Source organism: Streptomyces sp. NPDC032721 (assembly GCF_055579625.1).
This window is the reverse complement of sequence record NZ_JBVIMX010000024.1, coordinates 38,320-57,859: the sequence shown is the minus strand read 5'-3', so window position 1 is coordinate 57,859 and position 19,540 is coordinate 38,320. Positions and strand designations below refer to the sequence as shown.

The following is a 19,540-nucleotide window of genomic DNA, read 5'->3' as shown; positions in this document are numbered from 1 at the left end:
GTCATGAGCGCCCGGGGGTCTGAGCGGCGTCGGATGCGTGGCGGGAAGCGGCTTATGCCTGGGCAGCGGCGGGTGAAAACCCCGGCATATGACCGGGGCGGATTCGTGAACGGCATTCCGTTGCGGCCCCGGGTACCGCTATGGTCCCCGTTTGGCGGGGCGTCGCTCGGCGTCCCACCGCGCCCTCGGGGGGAGGGAAGGAACCGAACCGATGCCCGTACCCATACCGCGGCAACGAGCAGTGCCTGCCGCGGAAAGCGGTCAGGCCGGCGAGTACAGCGACCAGCACACCACCGGCCAGCAGCCGACCGACCTCACGCTGCTGGTGATCGAGAACGACCCGGCGGACGCCTTCGCCGTGCCCGACCTGATCGACGCGGCGAACGGCACCAAGGTGCGCGTGCGCACCGCCCGTAACCTCACCGAGGCCGAGCGGCTGCTCACCGACGACGTCCACTGCGTCCTGCTCGACCTGGACCTGCCCGGCTGCGGCCACTGCGCCGACTGCCGCCAGGAAGCCGCCACCGACGGCGAGGGGCCCTTGCTGGGCGCGCTCGGCGACGTACTGCGGATGGCCCCCGGCCATGCCGTACTGGCGCTGACCCCGCCGGACCGGCCGGAGCACGCGGCGGCCGCCGTACGGGCCGGAGCGCAGGACTACCTCTTCCGCGACGAGCTGGACGGGCGGCTGCTGAGCCGTGCCATCCGGTACGCGGTGGAGCGCAAGCGCGCCGACACCGCCTCGTACAAGCTGGCCGAGTCGAGGCTGCACGCCCAGGAGAACGCCCGGCTGGAGCGCGGCCTGCTGCCGACCCCGCTCCTGGACGGCTCCGACCTGCGCTTCGCGGCCCGCTACCGGCCCGGCCGCTCCCGCGCGCTGCTCGGCGGCGACTTCTACGACACCGTCCGCACCCCGGACGGCACCGTGCACGCGATGATCGGCGACGTCTGCGGCCACGGCCCCGACGAGGCGGCACTCGGCGTCGAACTGCGCATCGCCTGGCGGGCGTTGACCTTCGCGGGCCTGTGCGGCGACGAGCTCCTGTCCACCCTCCAGAAGGTGCTGGAGCACGAGCGCGAGAGCGAGGAGATCTTCGCGACGCTGTGCACCGTCGACATCGCCCCCGACGGCCGCCGGGCCGGCCTGTGCCTGGCCGGCCACCCGGCGCCGCTGATCACCCGCCAGGGCCGGCCGGCGCAGCTGATGCCGTACGACGACGGAGGCCCGGCCCTCGGGCTGCTGCCGCGTGCCCGCTGGCCGCGCCAGCAGGTCGAACTGGGCGGCGCCTGGAGCCTGTTGATGTACACGGACGGCCTGATCGAGGGGCGCGTCGAAGGCAGCGACACCGGACGCCTCGGCCAGGACGGCATGGTCGACATGATCAACCGCCAGCTGTCCGAGGGGCTGCGCGGCGAGGACCTCCTCGACGCGGCGGTCACCCGGGTCCGCGAGCTGAACGGCGGCGAACTCACGGACGACGTGGCCGTCCTCCTCCTGGACCGCGACCGCGACCGGCCCGAACCGGGCGGACCCGGCGGTTCCGGCGGACCCGGCGTATCCGGCGGGCTCTCCGCAACGAGCAACGGCCGGGCACCCGCCAAGGGGCACCCGGCCGCGACTCAACGCCCGTCCTGGTAGTCGACCTGCTCCCGGTCCGGTGTGCGTCCCGGTTCGCCCGGGCTCAACGCCCGCCGTTGTAGGGGCCGTACGGTCCGTCGCTGCTGCTGCCTCCGCGGCGCCCACCGCCGCCACCGGAGACCTGCCGCAGCGCGGGCCGTACGTCGACGAGGAAGACGATCGACGCGACCAGGCCCGCGATCTGCAGGAAGAAGATCCCCAGGAAGTTCACCAGCACCGTGATGGCCAGCATGATCAGCCAGAAGTTCTTGGACTGCTTGTCGGCCGCGCGGTAGGCGTCGGCGCGGGCCATCGCCGCCAGCACCAGCGCCGCCACCGCGGTCACGGTGAAGACCAGGCCGACCACGAACCAAAGCCCGATATCGAATCCATCACGCAACATGCCGAGCACCGCCTCATCAGGTTTGACCGCCACTTGACCGTCTCGCCCAAGGTACCGAAACGACGGACCGGACACCCTCGGGCGATCCGGCCCGTCACGTCAGACCACTTGCAGCTTTCTTGTCCTACTGGTCGTCGGCAGCAGCCGGCTCTGCCTTCTTCGCGGCGGTCTTGCGCGCCGGGGCCTTCTTGGGCGCCGCAGCGGCCTTCGGCTCCTCCTTCACCGCCACCGGCTTCGCGGGCTCCGGCTCCGGGTCGGGCTCGACCGCGACCGCGATCTCGTTGATCTCCTCGGCCGCCTCGCCGCGCCACTGCTTCACGGCCTGCTCACCGTGCTCGGCGACCTTCTCGTACGTCTCCCGGGCCTTGACCGCGTACTCGGCGGCCACGCCCACGCCCCGCAGGGCCAGGTCCTGGGCGGTCTCGCCCAGCTTCTTCAGATCCGTGTCGAACGAACCGACCACCTCGGAGAACTTCGCCGTCAGGGTGGCCTGAGCCTCCTTGGCCTGCGAAGTCACCTTCTCCTGTACGGCCTTGGGGTCGGCCTGCCGCACCTTCTCGAAGCGCTCCGGCGCCTCGTCGGCGAGCTTCTTGGCCTGCTGCACGGCGAGGTCGGCCGTACCGGCGACGAAGTAGAGGGGGGTCGGGTCGGCGAGGGTCTTGCGCAGGTCATCGCTGATGGCCATAACTGTGGTCCTCCCGGATCGCATCAGTGTGAGGGTGGGTCGGCAGCACTGTCGGCACCGGCAGCGTCGTGATCGTCCGCAGCACCTCGGGCCTGTGCGGCCTCGGCGGCCCCGGCATCCTCGGCGCTCTGTGCGGCCTGTGCGGCCTCTGCGGCGTTCTCCTTGCGGAAGGACTCGTAGATCTGGAGCAGCACCTGCTTCTGCCGCTCGCTGATCGAGGGGTCGGCCAGGATGACGGCTCGCGTCTCCAGCTCGTCCCGCTCCTTCTCGTCGAGGATTCCGGCCTGCACGTACAGCGTCTCGGCAGAGATCCGCAGCGCCTTCGCGAGCTGCTGCAGGATGTCCGCGCTCGGCTTGCGCAGACCGCGTTCGATCTGGCTGAGGTACGGATTGGACACCCCGGCGGCATCGGCGAGCTGCCGCAACGACAGCTGCGCGTTGCGCCGCTGCTCGCGCAGGTAGTCCCCGAGGTTGCCGACGTTCAGTGTTGCCATGCCCCGATGGTGCACCCACCTTGCTAACTTTTGCAAGCAGCCGCTTGCAAAAGTGTCCCATGGCACATCGCTCAGCTGTCGAAGCGGAGCTCGGGGCGGGTCCAGAGGGTGAGGTCGCTGCTGGTGGCGACCGCCAGGGTCAGGCCGGAGGGGGAGAAGCCGGCCGCGCGGAATTCCGAGTAATCGGCGTGCAGGACGTGCCACCAGGTCCCTCCCGCCGGGCCCTTGTTGGAGCCGCCGTCGGCGGAGAGGATGACTCGGTCGTGGGGCCAGTCCGGGCTGACGACGTCCAGGGTCCAGCCGTCCGGGGTGGTGCGGGGCAGGCCGCCGCCGAAGAGACCGGCGATGTGCACCGGGGTGCCTTCGACCGGGCCCAGGCCGGGGCAGGTGAGGTCCGGTGAATCGTCCGGGGTGCTGGTCTCGGGGTCCGGGTCACGGTCGCGGGCGATCTTCTCGCCCGTCACCGCGTCGAAGAGTCCGTGGCCGTCGCCGGAGACGACCATGACCAGGTCGTGCCCGGTGTCGGGATGGACGGCGAAGCCGATGCCGAGGAGGCCTCCGACGGGCCGGCGGTCCAGTACCTGCTGCCACGGCTGCGGGGCCGGCATGACGGGGGCGGCGAGGTAGTGCTCGCGCAGTTTCTGCTGGTACTCGGTGATCACTTGGTCGTCAACTCGTCTCGGCTCGGCTTGGCTTGGCTCGGCTTACAGGGGGCGGACCGTGAGTATCTGCTGTGCGTGGCCGACCGGGCCCGTCAGGTCGTGCAGGACCGTGCTGGTGATGCCCTGGCCCGTGGGGCCGAAGGTGACGGTGGTGTCCAGGCCGGTCCACGGGCCTTCGGGGGTTCGGTGGAGGTGGATGGTCAGGTCGACGTTGGGGAACATCCAGGCGGTGGGCGGCCGGCGTACGGCGATGCCGTTGGCGGTGTCGACCAGGGCCACGTAGGAGGCGAGCGGGCTGACCTGCTCGCCCGCGACGAGGTCCAGGGCGGTGGAGAGCCAGGCGGTGGCGCGGCCCGGCTGCGGGGGTGCGAGGGGGCGGACGTCCAGCGAGGCGACGAACCCGCCGGGCCATTCCGCGCCCATCGGCCAGGACGCGAGGTGGTCGGGCCCGGTGAGCGGGTCGGCGCCGCCGCCCGCGACCCCGGTGGTGTCGGTCGCGGCCAGGAGCCAGGCCCGTGCCCGTACGACGGGGCGGTCACCGATCAGGGCGACGGCTTCCACGAGTTCGATGGTGCGGCCGGGGCGGAGGGTCTCGACGTGGATCTCGCACTCGTCCAGTGCCAGGCGGCCGAGGATGTCGAAGCTGATCCGGGACATGACCATGCGTTCGGCGTCCGGTCGTGCGGCCAGGTGGCAGTCGATGGCGTGCACCATGAGGCCGCCGAACGGGCTGAAGTGCTGCTCGTCCGGGTCCCACGCGCCGCCGGCGTGGGCCGTGGGCTTGTAGTGGTGCTCGTCGATGTGGTGGTAGTAACTTCCGGCGTTCAACGGGGACTTCCCTCTGGCTGGGCGGCCGTACGAGTGAGTGGGTACGTGACAGCGTGCCAGCGGGGTGTCCGGGCGCGGCGTGCGGGTCCTTGCTAGTAACTCGCTTCCCGCTAAAGGTCAGGATTCAAGAAGCGCGGAGGGCCGTACCTGCTTAGCCTGACCGGCATGGACATCACCATTCACACCAGCGCCCTGCCCCACGACGACCCGGACGCGTCCGTCGCGTTCTACCGGGAGGCGTTGGGGTTCGAGGTACGCAACGACGTCGGCCAGGGCAAGATGCGGTGGATCACGGTCGGGCCCGTCGGGCAACCCGGCACCTCCATCCTGCTGGCGCCGCCGGCCGTCGATCCCGGCATCAGCGAGGACGAGCGGCGCACCATCGCCGAGATGATGGCCAAGGGGACGTACGGGTGGATCCTGCTGGCGACTCCTGACCTCGACGGCACGTTCGCGAAGGTGCGGGCGACGGGGGCGGAGGTCGTTCAGGAGCCGACGGATCAGCCGTACGGGATCCGGGACTGTGCCTTTCGGGATCCGGCGGGGAATCTGATTCGGATCCAGGAAGTGGGCTGAGGCGGCGCGGCTGACGCGGCCGGGACAGGAGGGGGCAGGGATGTGCAAGCCAGGGTGGGCCAGTGCGCGGATCGCGGCGCAGCGGCTGGAGGATCTTGTGCGGCTGCGCAGGGTTCGTGACCGGGTCGACAGGGAGTGGGCGCGGCCGCTGGATGTGGTGGCGTTGGCTCGGGGGGCGGGGATGCCGGTGGGGTGTCTGGTGCGGGAGTTTCGGGGGGCGTATGGGGAGTCGTTGTATGCGTTTGTGGTGAGGCGGAGGGGGGAGCGGGGGGAGAGGTAGGGGGGCCGTGGCAGAGGTGGGGCGGGGCCGGAGGGTTCGGCTCCGCCGGGGGCCGCCCCCTTGCCCGCCCGTCCCGCCCCCGGGGGGGCGGCCCCGCCGCCCAAGGGGGCGGGGGCGTAGCCCCGCGCCCGAGGGGTGGGGGCGTAGGCGGCCTCGGGCCGTGGGGGCGTAGGCGGCTTCGTCGCCCGAGGGGTTCGGCGGGGGAACGGGGCTGTGTTTGGGGGGTGGCGCTGTTAGGTTTTTGGGGTGGCAGCTCTTCTTCTGGCCGACCTCGTTCGTCTTCGTCGGGCGCGTGACCGGATGGATCGGGATTACGCGCAGCCCCTCGACGTCCCGGCCCTCGCGCAGGACGCCCTCATGTCCGTCGGGCACTTCCAGCGCAGCTTCCGTACCGCGTTCGGGGAGACCCCGTACAGCTATCTCATGACCCGCCGGATCGAGCGCGCCAAAGCTCTCCTGCGGCTCGGGGAGATGTCCGTGACGGACGTCTGCATGGCCGTCGGGTGTACCTCGCTCGGCTCCTTCAGCTCCCGCTTCACCGAGCTCGTCGGCGAGAGCCCGAGCGCGTACCGGGCCCGCGATCACTCGGACGGCGCCGCCGTCCCCGCCTGCGTGGCCAAGATCCACACCCGGCCGGTCAGGAACGGAGAAGCGAAGAAGTCCACCGGCTCCTAGCGTGGAGTGCATGGAAACCAACGAGAACACGAGCACGAACACGAGCCCTGTCACCCTCGCGCAGTGCTTCATCGCCGTCGACGACCCCGAGCAGGCGCTCACCTTCTACCGCGACGCCCTCGGCCTCGAAGTGCGCAATGACGTCGGGTACGAGGGGATGCGCTGGCTGACCCTCGGCTCCCCTGCCCAGCCGGACGTCGAGGTCGTTCTTGAGCCCCCGCTCGCCGATCCGAACGCCTCCGACGCCGACCGCAAGGCGGTCACCGAACTCATGGCCAAGGGGATGCTCCGCGGCGTCATCTTCCGTACCGACGATGTCGACGCCACCTTCGAGCGGATCCGGTCCGCCGGTGGCGAGGTCCTCCAGGAGCCGATGGACCAGCACTACGGCGTCCGCGACTGCGCCTTCCGCGACCCGGCCGGGAACATGATCCGGTTCAGCCAGTCCCGGAAGCAGTGACGGAGTTCCCTCGACGCGGGCCCGGGATGCAAGTCCCGGGCCTCAGCGGCCAGTTGCCAGCGCCTCGCGCCACACCGGGCTGTCGACGTAGTGGTTGTCGTACAGCTCCGAGGAGTCCTTGATCTCCTGCGGGCTTGCCTCGCCCCGCATCACCCGGCCCAGCAGGCGCAGGTAGTCGAAGCGGGGCATGCCCGGGGTGAAGACGAACAGGACGTCCGCCGTGGCGCCGGGGGCGGCGGCGAAGGCGTGCGGGGTGTGCGGCGGGACGAGGAGGAAGTCGCCCTTGTTCAGGGTCTGGACCTCGTCGTCGATGAGGACCTGGAGGGTGCCGTCGATGACGAAGAAGAGCTCCGAGGCACGGGTGTGGAAGTGGGCGGGGGCGCCGACCGCGCCGGCGGCGAAGGTGGAGCGGTAGCTGGTGACCGTGGAGCCGTCCGTGCCGCAGTCGACGAGCAGGGTCATCACGCTGCTCGGGTCGCTGGTGGTCTCGGCGGTGGCGGCGCGGGTGAGGACGGCGCGGGGGGTGGTGGCGGCCTTGGTGGCGGTGGCGGTGGCGTTCGTGGTGGCGTTCATTGGGTAACTCCCAGGTGGTGGGCCGTTTCAGCGGCCGTTCGTTGCCTTGTGATCTCTACTTTAGAGAGCCGATAGACCCACCACAGGGTGCATTCCATGGCGTAGCTGTTGGGTCAATTTGCCGTTCGGGCTGGCGTCGGACGTACCGCCTCCAGATACTCCGCAATCGCGTCCCTGTTCCGCCGCAGGCACTCCACCCTCGCCGTCATCCGCTCCAGTTCCGCCTCCAGCGTGGACAGCATCTCCGGGGTCGCGTCGGGGAAATGGATGGTGCGGGGCTTGTCCAGGCAGGGCAGGATCTGCTTGATGATGCGGGTGGGCAGCCCCGCGTCGAGCAGTCCGCGGATCTGTGCGACGCGGTCGACGAAGCGTTCGTCGTACTCCCGGTAGCCGTTGGCGGCGCGCTCGGCGGCGATGAGACCCTGCTCCTCGTAGTAACGCAGCATCCTCCGGGGCGTGTTGGTCGCCTCCGACAGCTCGCCGATCCTCATGTGACCCACCTCACAGCCTCTCGCGTTGACCCTCACACCGATGTGAGGGTTCGACCATACCGGCATGTCAACGACACACGCCGCCCACGGCGTTCAGAAGTCCGCATCCTCAACTCCCGCCCCGCGTCAGTCGCTTCCCCTCGGCGCCCTCCTCGCCCTCGCCACTGCCGTCTTCATCACCAGCCTCACCGAGACCCTCCCCGCCGGGCTGCTGCCCGCGATGGGCGGCGACCTCGGGGTCAGCGAGTCGGCCACCGGGCAGACCATCACCGTCTACGCCATCGGCACCGCGCTCACCGCCATCCCGCTGACCGCCGCCACCGCCGCCTGGCGCCGCAAGCGCCTGCTGCTGACCTCGATGGCGGGCTTCGCCGCCGCCAACACGGTGACCGCGCTCTCCACCGACTACACCCTCACCATGGCGGCCCGTTTCGTCGCCGGTGTCGCGGCCGGGCTGGCCTGGGCGCTGCTCGCCGGGTACGCCCGCCGGATGGCCCCCGTACACCTCCAGGGCAAGGCGATCGCCATCGCCATGGCGGGCATCCCGGTCGCCCTGTCGCTGGGCGTCCCGGCGGGCACCTTCCTGGGCAGAGCGACCGACTGGCAGACGGCGTTCCTCGCGATGACGGCGCTCACGCTCGTACTGCTGGGCTGGATCGCGGCGGTGGTACCGGACTTCCCCGGTCAGCCGCGTACCGGCAGTCACTCACACACCGGCACCAGCACCAGTAAGGGCAGTGGCTCGAAGACCAGAACCCCCGGCATGCTCACCGCCCTCCGCGTCCCCGGCGTCGCCCCCGTCCTCGCCGTCACCCTCGTCTTCGTCCTCGCGCACACCGTCCTCTACACCTTCATCGCCACGTTCCTCACCGAGCTCGGCATGGGCGACTCCATCGACCTCGTGCTCCTCGTCTTCGGCGGCGCCTCGCTGCTGAGCATCTGGATCGTCGGCGCGCAGATCAACCGCCGGCTGCGCGCCCTGATGATCGGCGCGACGCTCCTGATCGCGGTCGCCGCCGCCCTCCTCGCACTGCTCTCGGACAGTACGGCGATGGTGTACGCCGCAGTGGTCCTGTGGGGTCTCGGCTGGGGCGGCGCCCCCACCCTGCTCCAGACCGCGGCGGGCGACGCGGGCGGCGAGGAGCACGGCGACGCCGCGCAGGCCATGCTGGTCACCCTCTGGAACGTGGCCATGGCGGGCGGCGGGGTCGTCGGCGGCATCCTGCTCGGGGCGCTGGGCTCCGCCTCCTTCCCGTGGAGCGTGCTGGCCCTGCTCGTCCCCGTACTCCTGCTGGTGTTCGCCGCCCGGAGCCACGGCTTCCCCGAGCGCCGTACGGAGTCAGCCGGTTGAGAGCGCCTCGGCGAACCGCGCCCTCGCGAACTCGGCCCCCACCTGCGGGAAGTACCTCCCGCTGTCGTCCCCGACGTCGAGCGTCTCCACCCGGACGCGCTCGGCGTCGGTCCGCGTGCGAGCGGGCCCGCTCACAGCCCCAGCCCGCCCCGCAACTGCCCGAACGCCAGCCCCACCGCCGCCACGGCCCCCGCCTCCACCGCGTCGGCACTCTCACCGGCCTCGATCCGCCGCCAGTTCTCCTCGGCGAGGGTCCGCAGTACGACCACGATCTGCCCGGCGGCGAGCCGTGCCCCCAGGTCTCCCCCGAGCGCTTCGCCCAACGCCGCCTCCGACCGCCGCGTATAGACGAACAACCGCGCCACCAGGCTCGGCGTCCCGTACAGCAGCCGCTGGTACGCCAGCACCCGGGGGTCGTCGCACAGCCCCGTGATCGGATCCCGCCGCTCCAGCCCCGCCAGCAGGTGCGCCTCCAGGGCGTCCAGCGCCCCGACGCCCGCCCGCTTCGCGCCCGCCACGACCCGGGCCGACTCGTCCTCGTGGTCGGCGAAGCGGTGCAGCGCCAGGTCCTCCTTGGCCGGGAAGTACCGGAACAGCGTCGGCTTCGACACCTCGGCCGCCGCCGCCACCTCGGCCACGGAGACCGCGTCGAACCCCCGCTCCAAAAAGAGCGCGATGGCCGCGTCCGAGATCGCGGCGAAGGTCCGCCGCTTCTTCAGCTCCCGCAGACCTGGCCCCTCCGGTCCGGCCACGGCTCTCCCTCCCTGACGTTCCTGGCGCCCACTGTGTCCTGTTCCGCCTGGTTCCACCTGGCTCCACCCGGCTCCACCTGGCTGAACCGTCATCCTAGGCAGCCGCGCCGGTCACGGAGTTCCGCGCTCGTCCCGGGGCAGCGACAGCGCGAGCCGGGGGTTGCTCCCCCTGGTGCCGCGCAGGCCGAGCGAGGCGGTGGCCGACTGGAGGGTCATGGCGTACGAGTCGACCGCACGCGCCACGTTCGGGGCATCCAGGCTCGCGCCGGTGACGAGCCGGTCGAGGTCGATGTAGGCGGAGCGGACGATCTCGATCCACCGGTACGTGTGCACGTCCCGCTCCCACCCGACCACGTACTCACTCCCCCGCTCCTCCAGCCTCCGGCGCCAGCGGGTCAGCATGCGCTGGCGGATCTCGGGGCGCTGCGGGGTCAGGTGGAAGTGCCGGACCAGGTCGTACAGCGGGTCGCCGATCATCGCCATCTCCCAGTCGATGACGGCGAGTTGACCGGGGGTCCCGCACCGGACCAGGTTCCACGGGTTGAGGTCGCCGTGCAGCAGGACCGGGGGGCGCGGGGCGACCGACCGGGTGCGCAGGATGTCCCCGAGGAGCTTGGGCGACGGAAGACCGAGGGTCTCGGCGAGCCGCAGCGACTCGCCCGGCATCGACGCGACGAGCTGTACGAGCTGCTCGCTCAGCCAGGGGTAGAAGCGGCCGGCCGTCATGGTCGGGTCGAGGCCCGCCGTCTCGACGCCCGCGAGTGCACAGAGCTGGTCGGTCAGGTCGTCCGCCTCGGCGGGCAGCAGCCCGTTCACCGGGTGCACCGGAGGGCCGCCGGCCGGTCCTTCGTACGAGTGCACGGCGAACCCGTCCCCCGACCCGCTGACGCCGAGGGCGAGGATGCGGGGCGCCCTGACCTTCTGAGCCATGTGCTCCAGGGCGAGCAGCACCTTGTGCTCCTCCAGGAAGCAGACCTCGCGGCGGGTGACCGAGGGCAGCTTGCGGCGGACCACGACGGTGGCCCGCGTGCTGCGCACCCGTACGACCGTGTTGAGGTTCCCGGTGCCCTTGAACACCCGGTTCGAGGGCGCCGCACCCTCGGCCGAGAGGGCTTCCGTCACCGCGCGGCCGGGGAACTCCGGCCGGACGCCGAAGTCCGCGTCGGCCACCCAGTAACGGGGGAACAACGCGATCTCCGGCCCCGGACCACCACCGGCCCTGGCCGCCTGCCACCGCCGAAGGATCCGCCCGATCTCGGGCCTGTCCGGTACGCCGTCCAGCCGGAGCGGCCCACTGGCGGCCCGCAATGCCTCGTGCACGGCCTCGGCAGCCTCCGCCAGCCCCAACGGCGCGGAGGGCCTCGCCAGGGCCCTCGCCACCCCCATGACAACCGGGTAGACCGCCTGCGCCCGCTCGAAGTCGAGGTAGTGGCCGAGGTCGGCGTCCATCCCGTTGGCCGCCTCCGGGCGGACCCTGCCCATGGCGCGCAGCCACGCCTGCTTGACCTCCTCCTGCTGCTCCTGGGGGTAGTTCAGCCGCACCAGGTGCTTGGCCAGGTCGTACAGCGGGTCACCGAAGGAGACGGGCCCCCGTCTGTAGCGGTCGAGCATCGGAACGAACGGTCGCCGCGCCATGGCCGGCAGCCGGTCGGCGAATCGAAGCAGCGCACCCTCGGGAACACCCAGCGCGACGAACAGCCCGCCGAACTCAGCCCAGTTGGCCTCCCGTAAGCCCTGGTCCGCGAGGGCGACCAGCCTGCACAGGAAGGCCTTGCTCTGGCCGGTGCGCGGCCAGTCCGCCGACAGCGGGGGCACCCGCTCCGACCGCGTCTCGGCCCGCCGGGCCAGCATGCCCGCCAACTCCTCGGCCAGCGGTGGACCGAGGGTGCGTCCGGGGAGATTCGCGAGGGGATTCATGGGAGTGAGTCACACTAGCCACCTCCACTAGTCCTCCGCTGGAGCGGCCCCGTTTTATGGCTGCGCCGTGGGACATTCAGGTGAAACAAAGACACCCCGGGGTGTACTGGTGCCCGAGCACCCGACACGCTCCCGACGTTCCGCGCCGGAGCGGATCTCCAGGCCGGTTCAGCCGGCCAGCAGGTCCCAGAGCGAGTCGAACCAGCCCTGGGCGGACTCGACGAAGAGCGTGCCCTGCGCATTCCGTTCGTCGTCCTTCGTGTACAGCAAGAGGTCTGCGCGCAGTCCCAGATCTTGATCCGCTCAGCCTGCCCGGTGAGCAGCTCGCTCAGGGTCTCGGTGGTGAGGCTGAAGACGTCGAGCGTCACCTCTTCCGCCTCGAACGCCTCGGCTATGACCGTCTGCAGGTGGTGCACCGCTCGGAGTGAATCCGCTGGACCCTGACCACCCTGGTCCCGCTGCCCTGCCGGGCCTCCACCCAGCCCTCGCTGACCAGTTCGCGCAGCGCGCGCTGAATGGTGTCCCGGGAGACGTCGAACCGCTCCGCCAGTTCGCGTTGCGGCGGAAGCCGCGAACCGACCGCGTAGGTGCCGTCAGACATCGCTGTACGCAGCAACCGGGCGACCCGTCGGTACGCCTGGCTGCCGCCGTCACTGCCGGCTGCTGTCCCCACAGGGTGACGTTACCTCTCCGGCTCTCATGGCATCCCAATTGCGCGCGACCAACCGGTGGTTGGGGCGGTGACGGCTCAGGCCCGAGGATCGATGTCCTTCACCAGGTCGAGCACGCTCTCCAGCGAGTCCACGACGGCATAGGCCCCAGCCGACCGCAGCCGCCGCTGTCGGCGTTCGTCCTTCGCGTAGCCGAGGAACGCCACTCCGGCCCGCTGCGCCGCGTACAGGTCCGGTGGAGTGTCGCCGATCATCAGGGACTTGGCCGGCTCCGCCCCCAGTGCGCCCAGCGCCCGGTTGAGGCAGTCCGGATGGGGCTTCATGCGCTCCAGGTCCGGGGTGCGGCCGTAGACGTGGCCCGCGAAGCAGTCGCCCAGGCCGCGTCGGGCGAGGTAACGTTCCGCCGCCTTCGGGGAGTTGTTGGTCGCGATCGCCATCGATTTGCCGCGTGCCGACCATTCCCGTATCAGGTCGTCGACGTACGGGGTCGGCTCGGCGGAGGCGGTGGCCCGCACCTCTTCCTCCGTCAGCGCACGTTCGAGCTCCCGGACCAGCTTCCGGTCGGGATACGCGGCCCGGGTCGCCCCGAGCACGGCGTGCGGATCCCTCACATCGAAGTCACCCGGAGGGACTTCGAGGCCACGTCTCGCCAGCCAGGCCACGAGCCGGCCAGCGACGTCGGGTGCACCGTAACCCGCGAACAGGCCGCAGATCGGGCCGTCGAAGTCGAAGAGTATGCAGGTGGCGCCCGTGATCAAGCCCGCTGCGTGCTCGATCACGGATACCGCCTGCCCGAGGTCAGTCGTGTGGGAGGTCACTAGGCGAGTGTGAAGTCCGAGGTGATCGTGTTCCAGAGCGCGTCGAACCATTGTGCTGATTGCTCCACGAACGCCTCGTCGCGCGGGCCCGCCTTGCTCTCGAAGGGAAAGAGGACGGATTCGCTGCCCATGGCGTCGTACATCTCCAGGCTGGTTTCCTCGATCTCCTCCGCCCGCTTGGTGACCTGGTAGTACGCGAACAGAGCCTCGGTGCCGTTGAGTACGTACAGCTTGACCGGCGGGGTGAACGGCAGGGCGCGGAAGGTGATTTCCACGTCGATGCCGTGCGAGCGGCGGAGGCTGTGGAGGGTGTGCCGCAGAACATGGGCCTGGGTGTTGCGCTGGGTCAGCCAGCGGCTGTGGATGAGCCTGTCCTCCTTGACGTCCTCGCCCGTTCCCGTCGGGAAGGCCAGCTCGATGTTGCGGGCGGGCAGGAGGATGCGGGCCCTGATGCTGCGGGGGCTCACACGGTTCTCGTGGATCAGCTGCACCGGCTGGGCCAGGGCCAGTATCAGGGACTCGGCCGTCAGGCTCAGCGCGTCGATGCTTACGTCGTCGGCCGCGAACGCCTCCGCGATCCTCGGGCCCAGCACGCTCAGCGTCGGCTGCGGGCGGGCGCCCACCGGGTCCCCGGCCGCCGCCTGCGGGGACGTCTCGGCGATACGGGCCGGGGCACCCCGCTTCGCCTCGGTGAGCAGGCCCTCCTCGTGGAGGATCCGCAGGGCCTGCCGGACGACGCCCCGCTCCACACAGAACTCTTCGGCCAGCTTCGACTGGGTCGGCATGTGGTCGCCGACCTTCAGCTCCCCTTTTCGGATGCGCTCGCGCAGAGCATCAGCCACTTCGTCGTGCGAGCGCCTTCTGCCGTTCATTGCGTTGCTCTCCTCACTCACGTCTCAACGCTACAACTCGTAGCCATCTAGCGGGAGTTGTTTGGAAGTTGTTTATTGATCGCGACCAAGTGGGGACAACTTGGGTGTAGTTGGTTGGCCATCGGCCAACCTGGTCGAGGCAGCGTCGCCTCCCGGTCGTGCGTCACCACTCCGGTGCCACCGCGCCCCTGTGCCACCACAGCTTCCCGAGGGAGGGACCCGTGCCTGTCCTGCTGCTGATCTCCGCCGTATGCGTTCTGGGATTCGAGAAGTTCGTGGAATGGCGGTACGGAACCCCTGGTGGCATCGCCATCCTGCTCATCGCCCTGGGCGCCAAAACGAAGAGCCCCGGGTGTGCCGGGGTCGGGGCCGCCGTGCTGGCCGTCCAGGTGCTCGCGCCGTACAACGACGCCAGCCCGTAAGGCCCGCGCACGCTCAGACGCCGGCCGCCAGCGTCAGGTCCTGGCTGATCGTGTTCCAGATCGAGTCGAACCACAGCTGCGACTGCTCCACGAACGTCGCGTCGCGCCGGCCGCCCGCCCCCTCGACGAACGGGAACAGCATCGACTGCGTGCCCACGGTGTCGTACATCTCCAGCGGCTCGTGATCCTCGAACTGCTCCTGCTGCTTGGTGATCATGTAGTACGCGAAGAGCGCCTCGTTGCCGTTGAGCAGGTAGAGCTTGACCGGCGGCGTGAACGGCAGCGCGCGGAAGGTGACATCGACGTCGATCTTGTGCGAGTGGCGCAGGCTGCGGAGGTTGTGCCGCAGGACCTGGCCCTGGGCGTTGCGCTGCGCCCGCCACCGCCTGTGCAGCCGGTCGTCGTCGCCGTCCGCCACCGGCGTCGGGAAGGCCAGGGGGATGTCCGTGCTCGGCAGCATCACCCGCACCGTCACCTTCTCCGGCCTGGCGTGCCCCTCGTGCACCAGCCGCAGCGCCTCCCCGAAGGCCAGGGTCAGCGACCCCGCCGTCAGGCACAGCGCGTCGATCTCCACGTGCGGAGCCGTGAATGCCTCCTTGATGCGCGCCCCCAGCGCGACCATCGTCGGCTGCGGCGGCGCGGCGTGCGGAGCGAGCGCGGCGGGCGCGCCGTCGGCGACCGTCGCGGGCGATCCCTTGGTCACGTTCACCAGCAGCCGCTCCTCCTGGAGGATGCGCAGCGCCTGCCGTACGGCGCCCCGCTCGACCCCGAACTCCTCCGCCAGCTGTGCCTGGGTGGGCATCCGGTCGCCCGGCCGCAGCTGCCTGGCCCTGATCCGGGCCCGCAGCGCGTCGGCCACCTCACGGTGCGACCTTTTCCTGCCGTTCACGGCAGCGCCAGCAGTGCTCACAACCGCAACACTACAACTTCACGCCATCTAGCGGGAGTTGTTGACGAACCTGGTTAAAAGTTCTTGGACTGCGGGGACAACATTGGAGAGTTGGCTGCCAAGTCGGAGCAGATGGCTCAACTTAGAAGAACTGAGAGCTAGTTGGCATCAGATCCACCATCATCCTCATCTCCAGGGAGTGATCACCATGCCGCTCATCGCACTCCTCACTCTTGGCGCCTACTTCGTCGGCGAAATGATCGAGGGCCGCTTCGGCATTCTCGGCGTCGCCGCCGTCGGGTTCCTGACCGTCGGCGTCAAGACCAACAACAAGGCCTGCCTCGGCATCGGCTCCGTCGCCCTCGTGATCCTCGGCCAGTCGGCCTTCAACTGAGCGCACGGCGACCCAAGAACATCAGGCCCCAAGAAAGTCTGGCCCGGGAATCAGAAGATGTCCGGGCACCACGGTTCGCGCGCCGTCCGGAACAGCGCGTCCACCCGTGCCGCCACCCCCGGCCGCGCCTCCGTCAGCAGACCCAGCGCCGCCAGCCGCACCGCCGACCGCCCACCCAGGTAAAGAGCCCCCAACTCCCGTACGTCGAGAGTCAGTTCCGCATCCTCCTCGGTGGGCACGCAGCGCGCCGTACCGTCCGCCGCCACCGTCAGCCGATACCGGCCCCCGGCCAGCTCCAGCCGGTCCCGCACCTCAAGCACCACGTCGATGTCACCACCCGTCCCGTACGTCCGCGCCTCCAGCGCCCGTACGACATCCAGCACCCGCACCCACAGCCAGTCCACCGCAGTGACCACCCGCGCCGCACGCGAGTCCGGCAGCAGATCGGGCAGCAGGTCGTCCGGCGCCCGGTAGCCGGTCCGTAGCGTCGCCACCCAGTCCATCGTGCACAGGAACTGCCACAGCGCCCGCTCGGCGGCCGGGGAGGCCGCGATCAGGTCGCTCACCGCCAGCGTGTTCTGCGGCTGCTTGGCGTCGCCCCACTTCTCGTCGACGCGGTACGTGACCAGGCCCTCGACCTCGCCACCGGCCGACCCGGGGGCCCGGTAGACCGCGAAGAAGGACGGCTTGTACGGGTCGAACGAGTACTCCGTGAGGCCCGTGTTGTTCTCCCACCAGGCCGTGCTCCGGTCGATCGCGCCGTGCTGGCCGGCCCGGAACCGCTCGTGCAGCTCGGGGCCGATCTTGCGCACCTCGGCCGCGTCGACCAGGTCGATCCTGCCGCCGCACTCGGGGGCCGCCAGCTTTCGGTCGAGACCGGTGCGGTGGACGTCGATCTCCCAGTTGGTGAGCGAGGTCGCGTGCCCGAAGCCGTACCGCCCGTAGATCGGGTACTCGGCCGCGATCAGCGTCGCGACCGCGTCACCGCGCTCCTTGGCCGCCGTCAGGTCCTCGCGGATCATCCGGCTGAGCAGTCCGCGCCGCCGGTGCGTGGCCGTCACCGACACACTGGAGATCGCGTTCGCCCGCACGGACTGCCCGCCGGGCACGGTGAGTTCCTGCCCGAAGGAGCGGTACGTCGCCACGCACCGGCCCTCGTCGAAGGCGCCCCGCGCCCTGCCGAGGTCGGTGCGCGGCAGCCGCAGCGCGCGATCCGCGTCGCTGTACGGGGCGGCCACCAGGAAACCGGTGTTGTTGGCACGCGACCAGGCCTCGAAGTCGGCCTCGGTGATGGTCCGTACGTCGAGGGCGTCAACGGCATCGGAAGCAGAGGGAGCGGACGGAACGGCAGGAACGGAAGGCTCAGCGTGGGCACTCATGCGCCCACGCTAAGCACACCCCCCTCAGAAAGTCGCCCGTATTTCGCCGACCCTGACCGGCCCCCCGAGCAGCGGGGCGTCCCCGATCCGGTCCACCACCTCGCCCGCCACGCCCAGCAGCGAAAGCGCCCTGGCCAGCACCGGCCCCAGCGCCCGCCCGCCCCCGTCGTCGATCTTGAAGGCAAGTGCCCGCCCGTCCGGCAGCGCCACCGCCTGCACCGCCTCCGCGCCCATCTTCGACAGCACGCCGGGCACCGCCGTCATCAGCCAGGTGTCGGGACGGCGGGTGCCCGCCACGTACTCCGGGTGCGCCCGCATCGCGTCCGCCACCCGGCGCTCCGGGGAGCCCGGCTCGGCGAGCACGAAGTACCGGAAGGCACGCGCGAGACCGGTGAGGCCGATCGCCATCAGCGGGGCGCCGCAGCCGTCCGTACCGATCGCCGTGACCCGCTCCCCGGCCGCCAGCTCCACGCACTGAAGCACCAGCTGCTGGAGCGGGTGCGCCGGGTCCAGGTAGTCGGCGGTGTCCCAGCCGTTGGCCCGGCAGGCGGCGATCATCGCGGCGTGCTTGCCGGAGCAGTTCATGGTGACCCGCTCGCGGACCTTGCCCGCCGCCAGGTACGCCTCGGCCTCGACCGGGTCCAGCGGCAGATCGGGCGGGGTCTGGAGGTCGGACTCGCTCAGCCCGTGCTCGCTGAGGATCTTGCGTACGAGGTCCAGGTGGAAGCCCTCGCCCGAGTGGCTCGCGGCGGCCAGCGCCAGCCGCTCCCCCGAGAGGTCGAGACCGGCCCGCAGCAGGGCGGCGGCCTGCATCGGCTTGTTGCTGGAGCGGGGGAAGACGGGAGAACTCACGTCGCCCACGGCCAGCTCCACACTGCCGTCCGCCGCCAGGATCACCAGCGAGCCCCGATGATGGCCCTCGACGAAGCCGGATCGGACGACTTCGGCGAGAACCGGGGGTATGACGGGGGCTGCGGTGGTGCTGGAGGAGGTCATCGTCGACTTGGCCTTCCGGACGGACGCGAACGGGGATCCGCCCGTACCGGGGGCCGGCCCGGAATGCCGGGAAGGGACCTCAGTGGAGCAGATCGTCTACTTGTGCTTCGCCCTCACGGTACCTGCGGGCGATCTCCGCACTGCAATCGTCGGCGGTCCGCTGGAGCTGCTGCCGCTGCCGGGAAACCTGCTGCTCGTAGCCGATCAGGCGGGCCATTCCCGCGTGCAGCTCTTCGTCCGTCCGGGCGTCGAGGTCGGACAGCTCGACCTCCGCGAGCATCTCCCCGGCCAGCTGCCGGTACTCCTCGGTGCGCGGCGTCGACAGCGTCACGTGCCGGGCCGACGACCGGTGCCGCGAGGGAGTGTCGGCGAGGATCTCGGAGAGCCGCTCCACCACCGGCGTCTGCGGGCCGCCCCGCCGCCCCAGCTCGGCGCGCAGGATGTCGATGCGGCCGTGCAGCAGCCGCCGTACGTAGCTCAGATCGGCTTCGTCGCGCTGCGCGTCCTTGCGCAGGATGCGCAGCTGCGGCAGGCCGAGGGCGGACAGATCGGGCTGCGGGTGCGCAGGGAGTACGGGGGTCCCGGCCGCCGGGGACTCCGGGAACTCCGGGGACTCCCCGTCGGGGGAGCCGTGCGCGGTACGTGGAGCGGGTGCCCGGAACGCCTCCGCCATGGGTGCCATTTGCATCGGTACGGGACCGGACCCGCGCCCGGCGCCAGAAGTGCTCATGTATTTCCGTCCCCTCGAACGGTGCGGCGCACCGCCTTGCCCCGCATCGTGCCACTCCTTCCCGTATCGACGCAGGAACACTGCACCCGTATGGCCCTTGCAGGAGGGAGGACATCGGGGGAAGGCATCATGGTCGCCATGCGAGCTGTGGTGCAGAGAGTGGACGGCGCGAGTGTCGTCGTCGGTGGCGAAGTGGTCGGCGAAGTGGTCGGCGAGGGCCTGTGTGTCCTGGTGGGAGTGACCCATGAGGACACCCCCGAGAAGGCGGCGCAGCTGGCGCGCAAGCTGTGGTCGGTGCGGATCCTCGAAGGCGAGAAGTCCTGCTCCGACGTAAATGCGCCCCTTCTCGTCATTTCGCAATTCACCCTGTACGGGGACGCCCGCAAGGGCCGCCGCCCCACCTGGAACGCCGCGGCCCCCGGCGAGGTCGCCGAACCACTGGTCGACGAGGTGGTGGCGCAGCTGCGGAAGCTCGGAGCGGCGGTGGAGACGGGCAGGTTCGGTGCGGACATGCGGGTTTCCCTGACGAACCAGGGCCCGTTCACGGTATTGATCGACGTCTGACACTGACACCTGTCCCAGAGCACCAGCGGGGGGATCCGTT

25 protein-coding genes are annotated in these 19,540 nt (G+C 70.6%); 8 read left to right on the top strand and 17 right to left on the bottom strand.

What is annotated here, in order from left to right:
- The first annotated feature begins 211 nt into the window (after nt 1-211).
- Nucleotides 212-1,639 (top strand): PP2C family protein-serine/threonine phosphatase, encoded by a 1,428-nt coding sequence (locus ACZ5PB_RS36695; RefSeq protein ID WP_468697320.1) that lies wholly within the window; start codon nt 212-214, stop codon nt 1,637-1,639.
- Nucleotides 1,640-1,682: 43 nt separating this feature from the next.
- On the opposite strand, the gene ACZ5PB_RS36690 is transcribed toward ACZ5PB_RS36695, so the two are convergent.
- From ACZ5PB_RS36690 to ACZ5PB_RS36670, 5 genes are all read right to left on the bottom strand, one after another.
- Nucleotides 1,683-2,021: a DUF2516 family protein gene (locus ACZ5PB_RS36690; RefSeq protein ID WP_468697319.1), complete on the bottom strand. Its 339-nt coding sequence runs from the start codon at nt 2,019-2,021 to the stop codon at nt 1,683-1,685.
- Between the two features lie 124 nt (nt 2,022-2,145).
- Nucleotides 2,146-2,706, bottom strand: a complete 561-nt coding sequence (locus ACZ5PB_RS36685; protein ID WP_468697318.1) for a hypothetical protein — start codon at nt 2,704-2,706, stop codon at nt 2,146-2,148.
- 23 nt (nt 2,707-2,729) lie between these two features.
- Nucleotides 2,730-3,200 (bottom strand): helix-turn-helix domain-containing protein, encoded by a 471-nt coding sequence (locus ACZ5PB_RS36680; RefSeq protein ID WP_468697316.1) that lies wholly within the window; start codon nt 3,198-3,200, stop codon nt 2,730-2,732.
- Nucleotides 3,201-3,271: 71 nt separating this feature from the next.
- Entirely contained in the window at nt 3,272-3,862 is a 591-nt protein-coding gene (locus ACZ5PB_RS36675; RefSeq protein ID WP_468697315.1) for a hypothetical protein, read from the bottom strand.
- Between the two features lie 42 nt (nt 3,863-3,904).
- The gene (locus tag ACZ5PB_RS36670; protein WP_468697313.1) at nt 3,905-4,690 is read right to left on the bottom strand and encodes a thioesterase family protein; all 786 of its coding nucleotides are present in this window, start codon (nt 4,688-4,690) and stop codon (nt 3,905-3,907) included.
- A gap of 165 nt (nt 4,691-4,855) precedes the next feature.
- Between ACZ5PB_RS36670 and ACZ5PB_RS36665 the strand changes: the two genes are divergently transcribed.
- The 3 genes from ACZ5PB_RS36665 (at nt 4,856) to ACZ5PB_RS36655 (ending at nt 6,681) form a co-directional block, all read left to right on the top strand.
- Entirely contained in the window at nt 4,856-5,266 is a 411-nt protein-coding gene (locus ACZ5PB_RS36665; RefSeq protein WP_468697312.1) for a VOC family protein, read from the top strand.
- Nucleotides 5,267-5,846: 580 nt separating this feature from the next.
- Nucleotides 5,847-6,221, top strand: coding sequence for a helix-turn-helix transcriptional regulator (locus ACZ5PB_RS36660; protein WP_468697310.1), 375 nt, complete (start codon nt 5,847-5,849; stop codon nt 6,219-6,221).
- 10 nt (nt 6,222-6,231) lie between these two features.
- Nucleotides 6,232-6,681: a VOC family protein gene (locus tag ACZ5PB_RS36655; RefSeq protein WP_468697308.1), complete on the top strand. Its 450-nt coding sequence runs from the start codon at nt 6,232-6,234 to the stop codon at nt 6,679-6,681.
- A gap of 42 nt (nt 6,682-6,723) precedes the next feature.
- Here the strand turns inward: ACZ5PB_RS36655 and ACZ5PB_RS36650 are convergent, their stop codons facing one another.
- On the bottom strand, nt 6,724-7,254 hold the full coding sequence (locus ACZ5PB_RS36650) for a cupin domain-containing protein (protein WP_468697307.1): 531 nt from the start codon (nt 7,252-7,254) through the stop codon (nt 6,724-6,726).
- 113 nt (nt 7,255-7,367) lie between these two features.
- Nucleotides 7,368-7,745, bottom strand: coding sequence for a MerR family transcriptional regulator (locus tag ACZ5PB_RS36645; protein WP_468697305.1), 378 nt, complete (start codon nt 7,743-7,745; stop codon nt 7,368-7,370).
- A 64-nt stretch (nt 7,746-7,809) separates the two neighbouring features.
- On the opposite strand from ACZ5PB_RS36645, the gene ACZ5PB_RS36640 reads away from it, so the two are divergent.
- Entirely contained in the window at nt 7,810-9,096 is a 1,287-nt protein-coding gene (locus tag ACZ5PB_RS36640; protein WP_468697303.1) for an MFS transporter, read from the top strand.
- Here ACZ5PB_RS36640 and ACZ5PB_RS36635 read toward each other — a convergent pair.
- The 6 genes from ACZ5PB_RS36635 to ACZ5PB_RS36610 all read right to left on the bottom strand — a co-directional run bounded on the left by ACZ5PB_RS36635 (nt 9,085) and on the right by ACZ5PB_RS36610 (nt 14,126).
- Entirely contained in the window at nt 9,085-9,231 is a 147-nt protein-coding gene (locus ACZ5PB_RS36635) for a hypothetical protein (protein WP_468697301.1), read from the bottom strand. The two genes, ACZ5PB_RS36640 and ACZ5PB_RS36635, sit on opposite strands and share 12 nt — an antisense overlap.
- Complete coding sequence (locus ACZ5PB_RS36630) at nt 9,228-9,941, bottom strand: TetR family transcriptional regulator (RefSeq protein WP_468697299.1); 714 nt, start codon at nt 9,939-9,941, stop codon at nt 9,228-9,230. The genes ACZ5PB_RS36635 and ACZ5PB_RS36630 overlap by 4 nt, the downstream gene beginning before the upstream one ends.
- 18 nt (nt 9,942-9,959) lie before the next feature.
- Nucleotides 9,960-11,765: an aminoglycoside phosphotransferase family protein gene (locus tag ACZ5PB_RS36625; protein ID WP_468697297.1), complete on the bottom strand. Its 1,806-nt coding sequence runs from the start codon at nt 11,763-11,765 to the stop codon at nt 9,960-9,962.
- A 391-nt stretch (nt 11,766-12,156) separates the two neighbouring features.
- Complete coding sequence (locus tag ACZ5PB_RS36620) at nt 12,157-12,438, bottom strand: GntR family transcriptional regulator (RefSeq protein WP_468697295.1); 282 nt, start codon at nt 12,436-12,438, stop codon at nt 12,157-12,159.
- 75 nt (nt 12,439-12,513) lie between these two features.
- Complete coding sequence (locus tag ACZ5PB_RS36615) at nt 12,514-13,215, bottom strand: HAD family hydrolase (protein ID WP_468697293.1); 702 nt, start codon at nt 13,213-13,215, stop codon at nt 12,514-12,516.
- A 38-nt stretch (nt 13,216-13,253) separates the two neighbouring features.
- Nucleotides 13,254-14,126 carry a winged helix-turn-helix domain-containing protein gene (locus ACZ5PB_RS36610; RefSeq protein WP_468697291.1) on the bottom strand — a complete coding sequence of 291 codons (873 nt, stop codon included), beginning with the start codon at nt 14,124-14,126 and terminating at the stop codon, nt 13,254-13,256.
- A gap of 221 nt (nt 14,127-14,347) precedes the next feature.
- On the opposite strand from ACZ5PB_RS36610, the gene ACZ5PB_RS36605 reads away from it, so the two are divergent.
- Nucleotides 14,348-14,548 carry a hypothetical protein gene (locus ACZ5PB_RS36605; protein WP_468697290.1) on the top strand — a complete coding sequence of 67 codons (201 nt, stop codon included), beginning with the start codon at nt 14,348-14,350 and terminating at the stop codon, nt 14,546-14,548.
- A 13-nt stretch (nt 14,549-14,561) separates the two neighbouring features.
- Here the strand turns inward: ACZ5PB_RS36605 and ACZ5PB_RS36600 are convergent, their stop codons facing one another.
- Nucleotides 14,562-15,458, bottom strand: a complete 897-nt coding sequence (locus ACZ5PB_RS36600) for a winged helix-turn-helix domain-containing protein (protein WP_468697289.1) — start codon at nt 15,456-15,458, stop codon at nt 14,562-14,564.
- A gap of 187 nt (nt 15,459-15,645) precedes the next feature.
- Here ACZ5PB_RS36600 and ACZ5PB_RS36595 point away from each other — a divergent pair, with 187 nt between their 5' ends.
- Nucleotides 15,646-15,831: a hypothetical protein gene (locus ACZ5PB_RS36595; protein ID WP_468697287.1), complete on the top strand. Its 186-nt coding sequence runs from the start codon at nt 15,646-15,648 to the stop codon at nt 15,829-15,831.
- 50 nt (nt 15,832-15,881) lie between these two features.
- On the opposite strand, the gene ACZ5PB_RS36590 is transcribed toward ACZ5PB_RS36595, so the two are convergent.
- From ACZ5PB_RS36590 to ACZ5PB_RS36580, 3 genes are all read right to left on the bottom strand, one after another.
- Nucleotides 15,882-17,210: a GNAT family N-acetyltransferase gene (locus tag ACZ5PB_RS36590; RefSeq protein ID WP_468697285.1), complete on the bottom strand. Its 1,329-nt coding sequence runs from the start codon at nt 17,208-17,210 to the stop codon at nt 15,882-15,884.
- A gap of 24 nt (nt 17,211-17,234) precedes the next feature.
- Complete coding sequence (locus tag ACZ5PB_RS36585) at nt 17,235-18,206, bottom strand: asparaginase (RefSeq protein WP_468697283.1); 972 nt, start codon at nt 18,204-18,206, stop codon at nt 17,235-17,237.
- A gap of 79 nt (nt 18,207-18,285) precedes the next feature.
- On the bottom strand, nt 18,286-18,936 hold the full coding sequence (locus ACZ5PB_RS36580; RefSeq protein WP_468697282.1) for an RsiG family protein: 651 nt from the start codon (nt 18,934-18,936) through the stop codon (nt 18,286-18,288).
- A gap of 138 nt (nt 18,937-19,074) precedes the next feature.
- On the opposite strand from ACZ5PB_RS36580, the gene dtd reads away from it, so the two are divergent.
- The gene (gene dtd / locus ACZ5PB_RS36575; RefSeq protein WP_468697280.1) at nt 19,075-19,500 is read left to right on the top strand and encodes a D-aminoacyl-tRNA deacylase; all 426 of its coding nucleotides are present in this window, start codon (nt 19,075-19,077) and stop codon (nt 19,498-19,500) included.
- Nucleotides 19,501-19,540 lie beyond the last annotated feature (40 nt).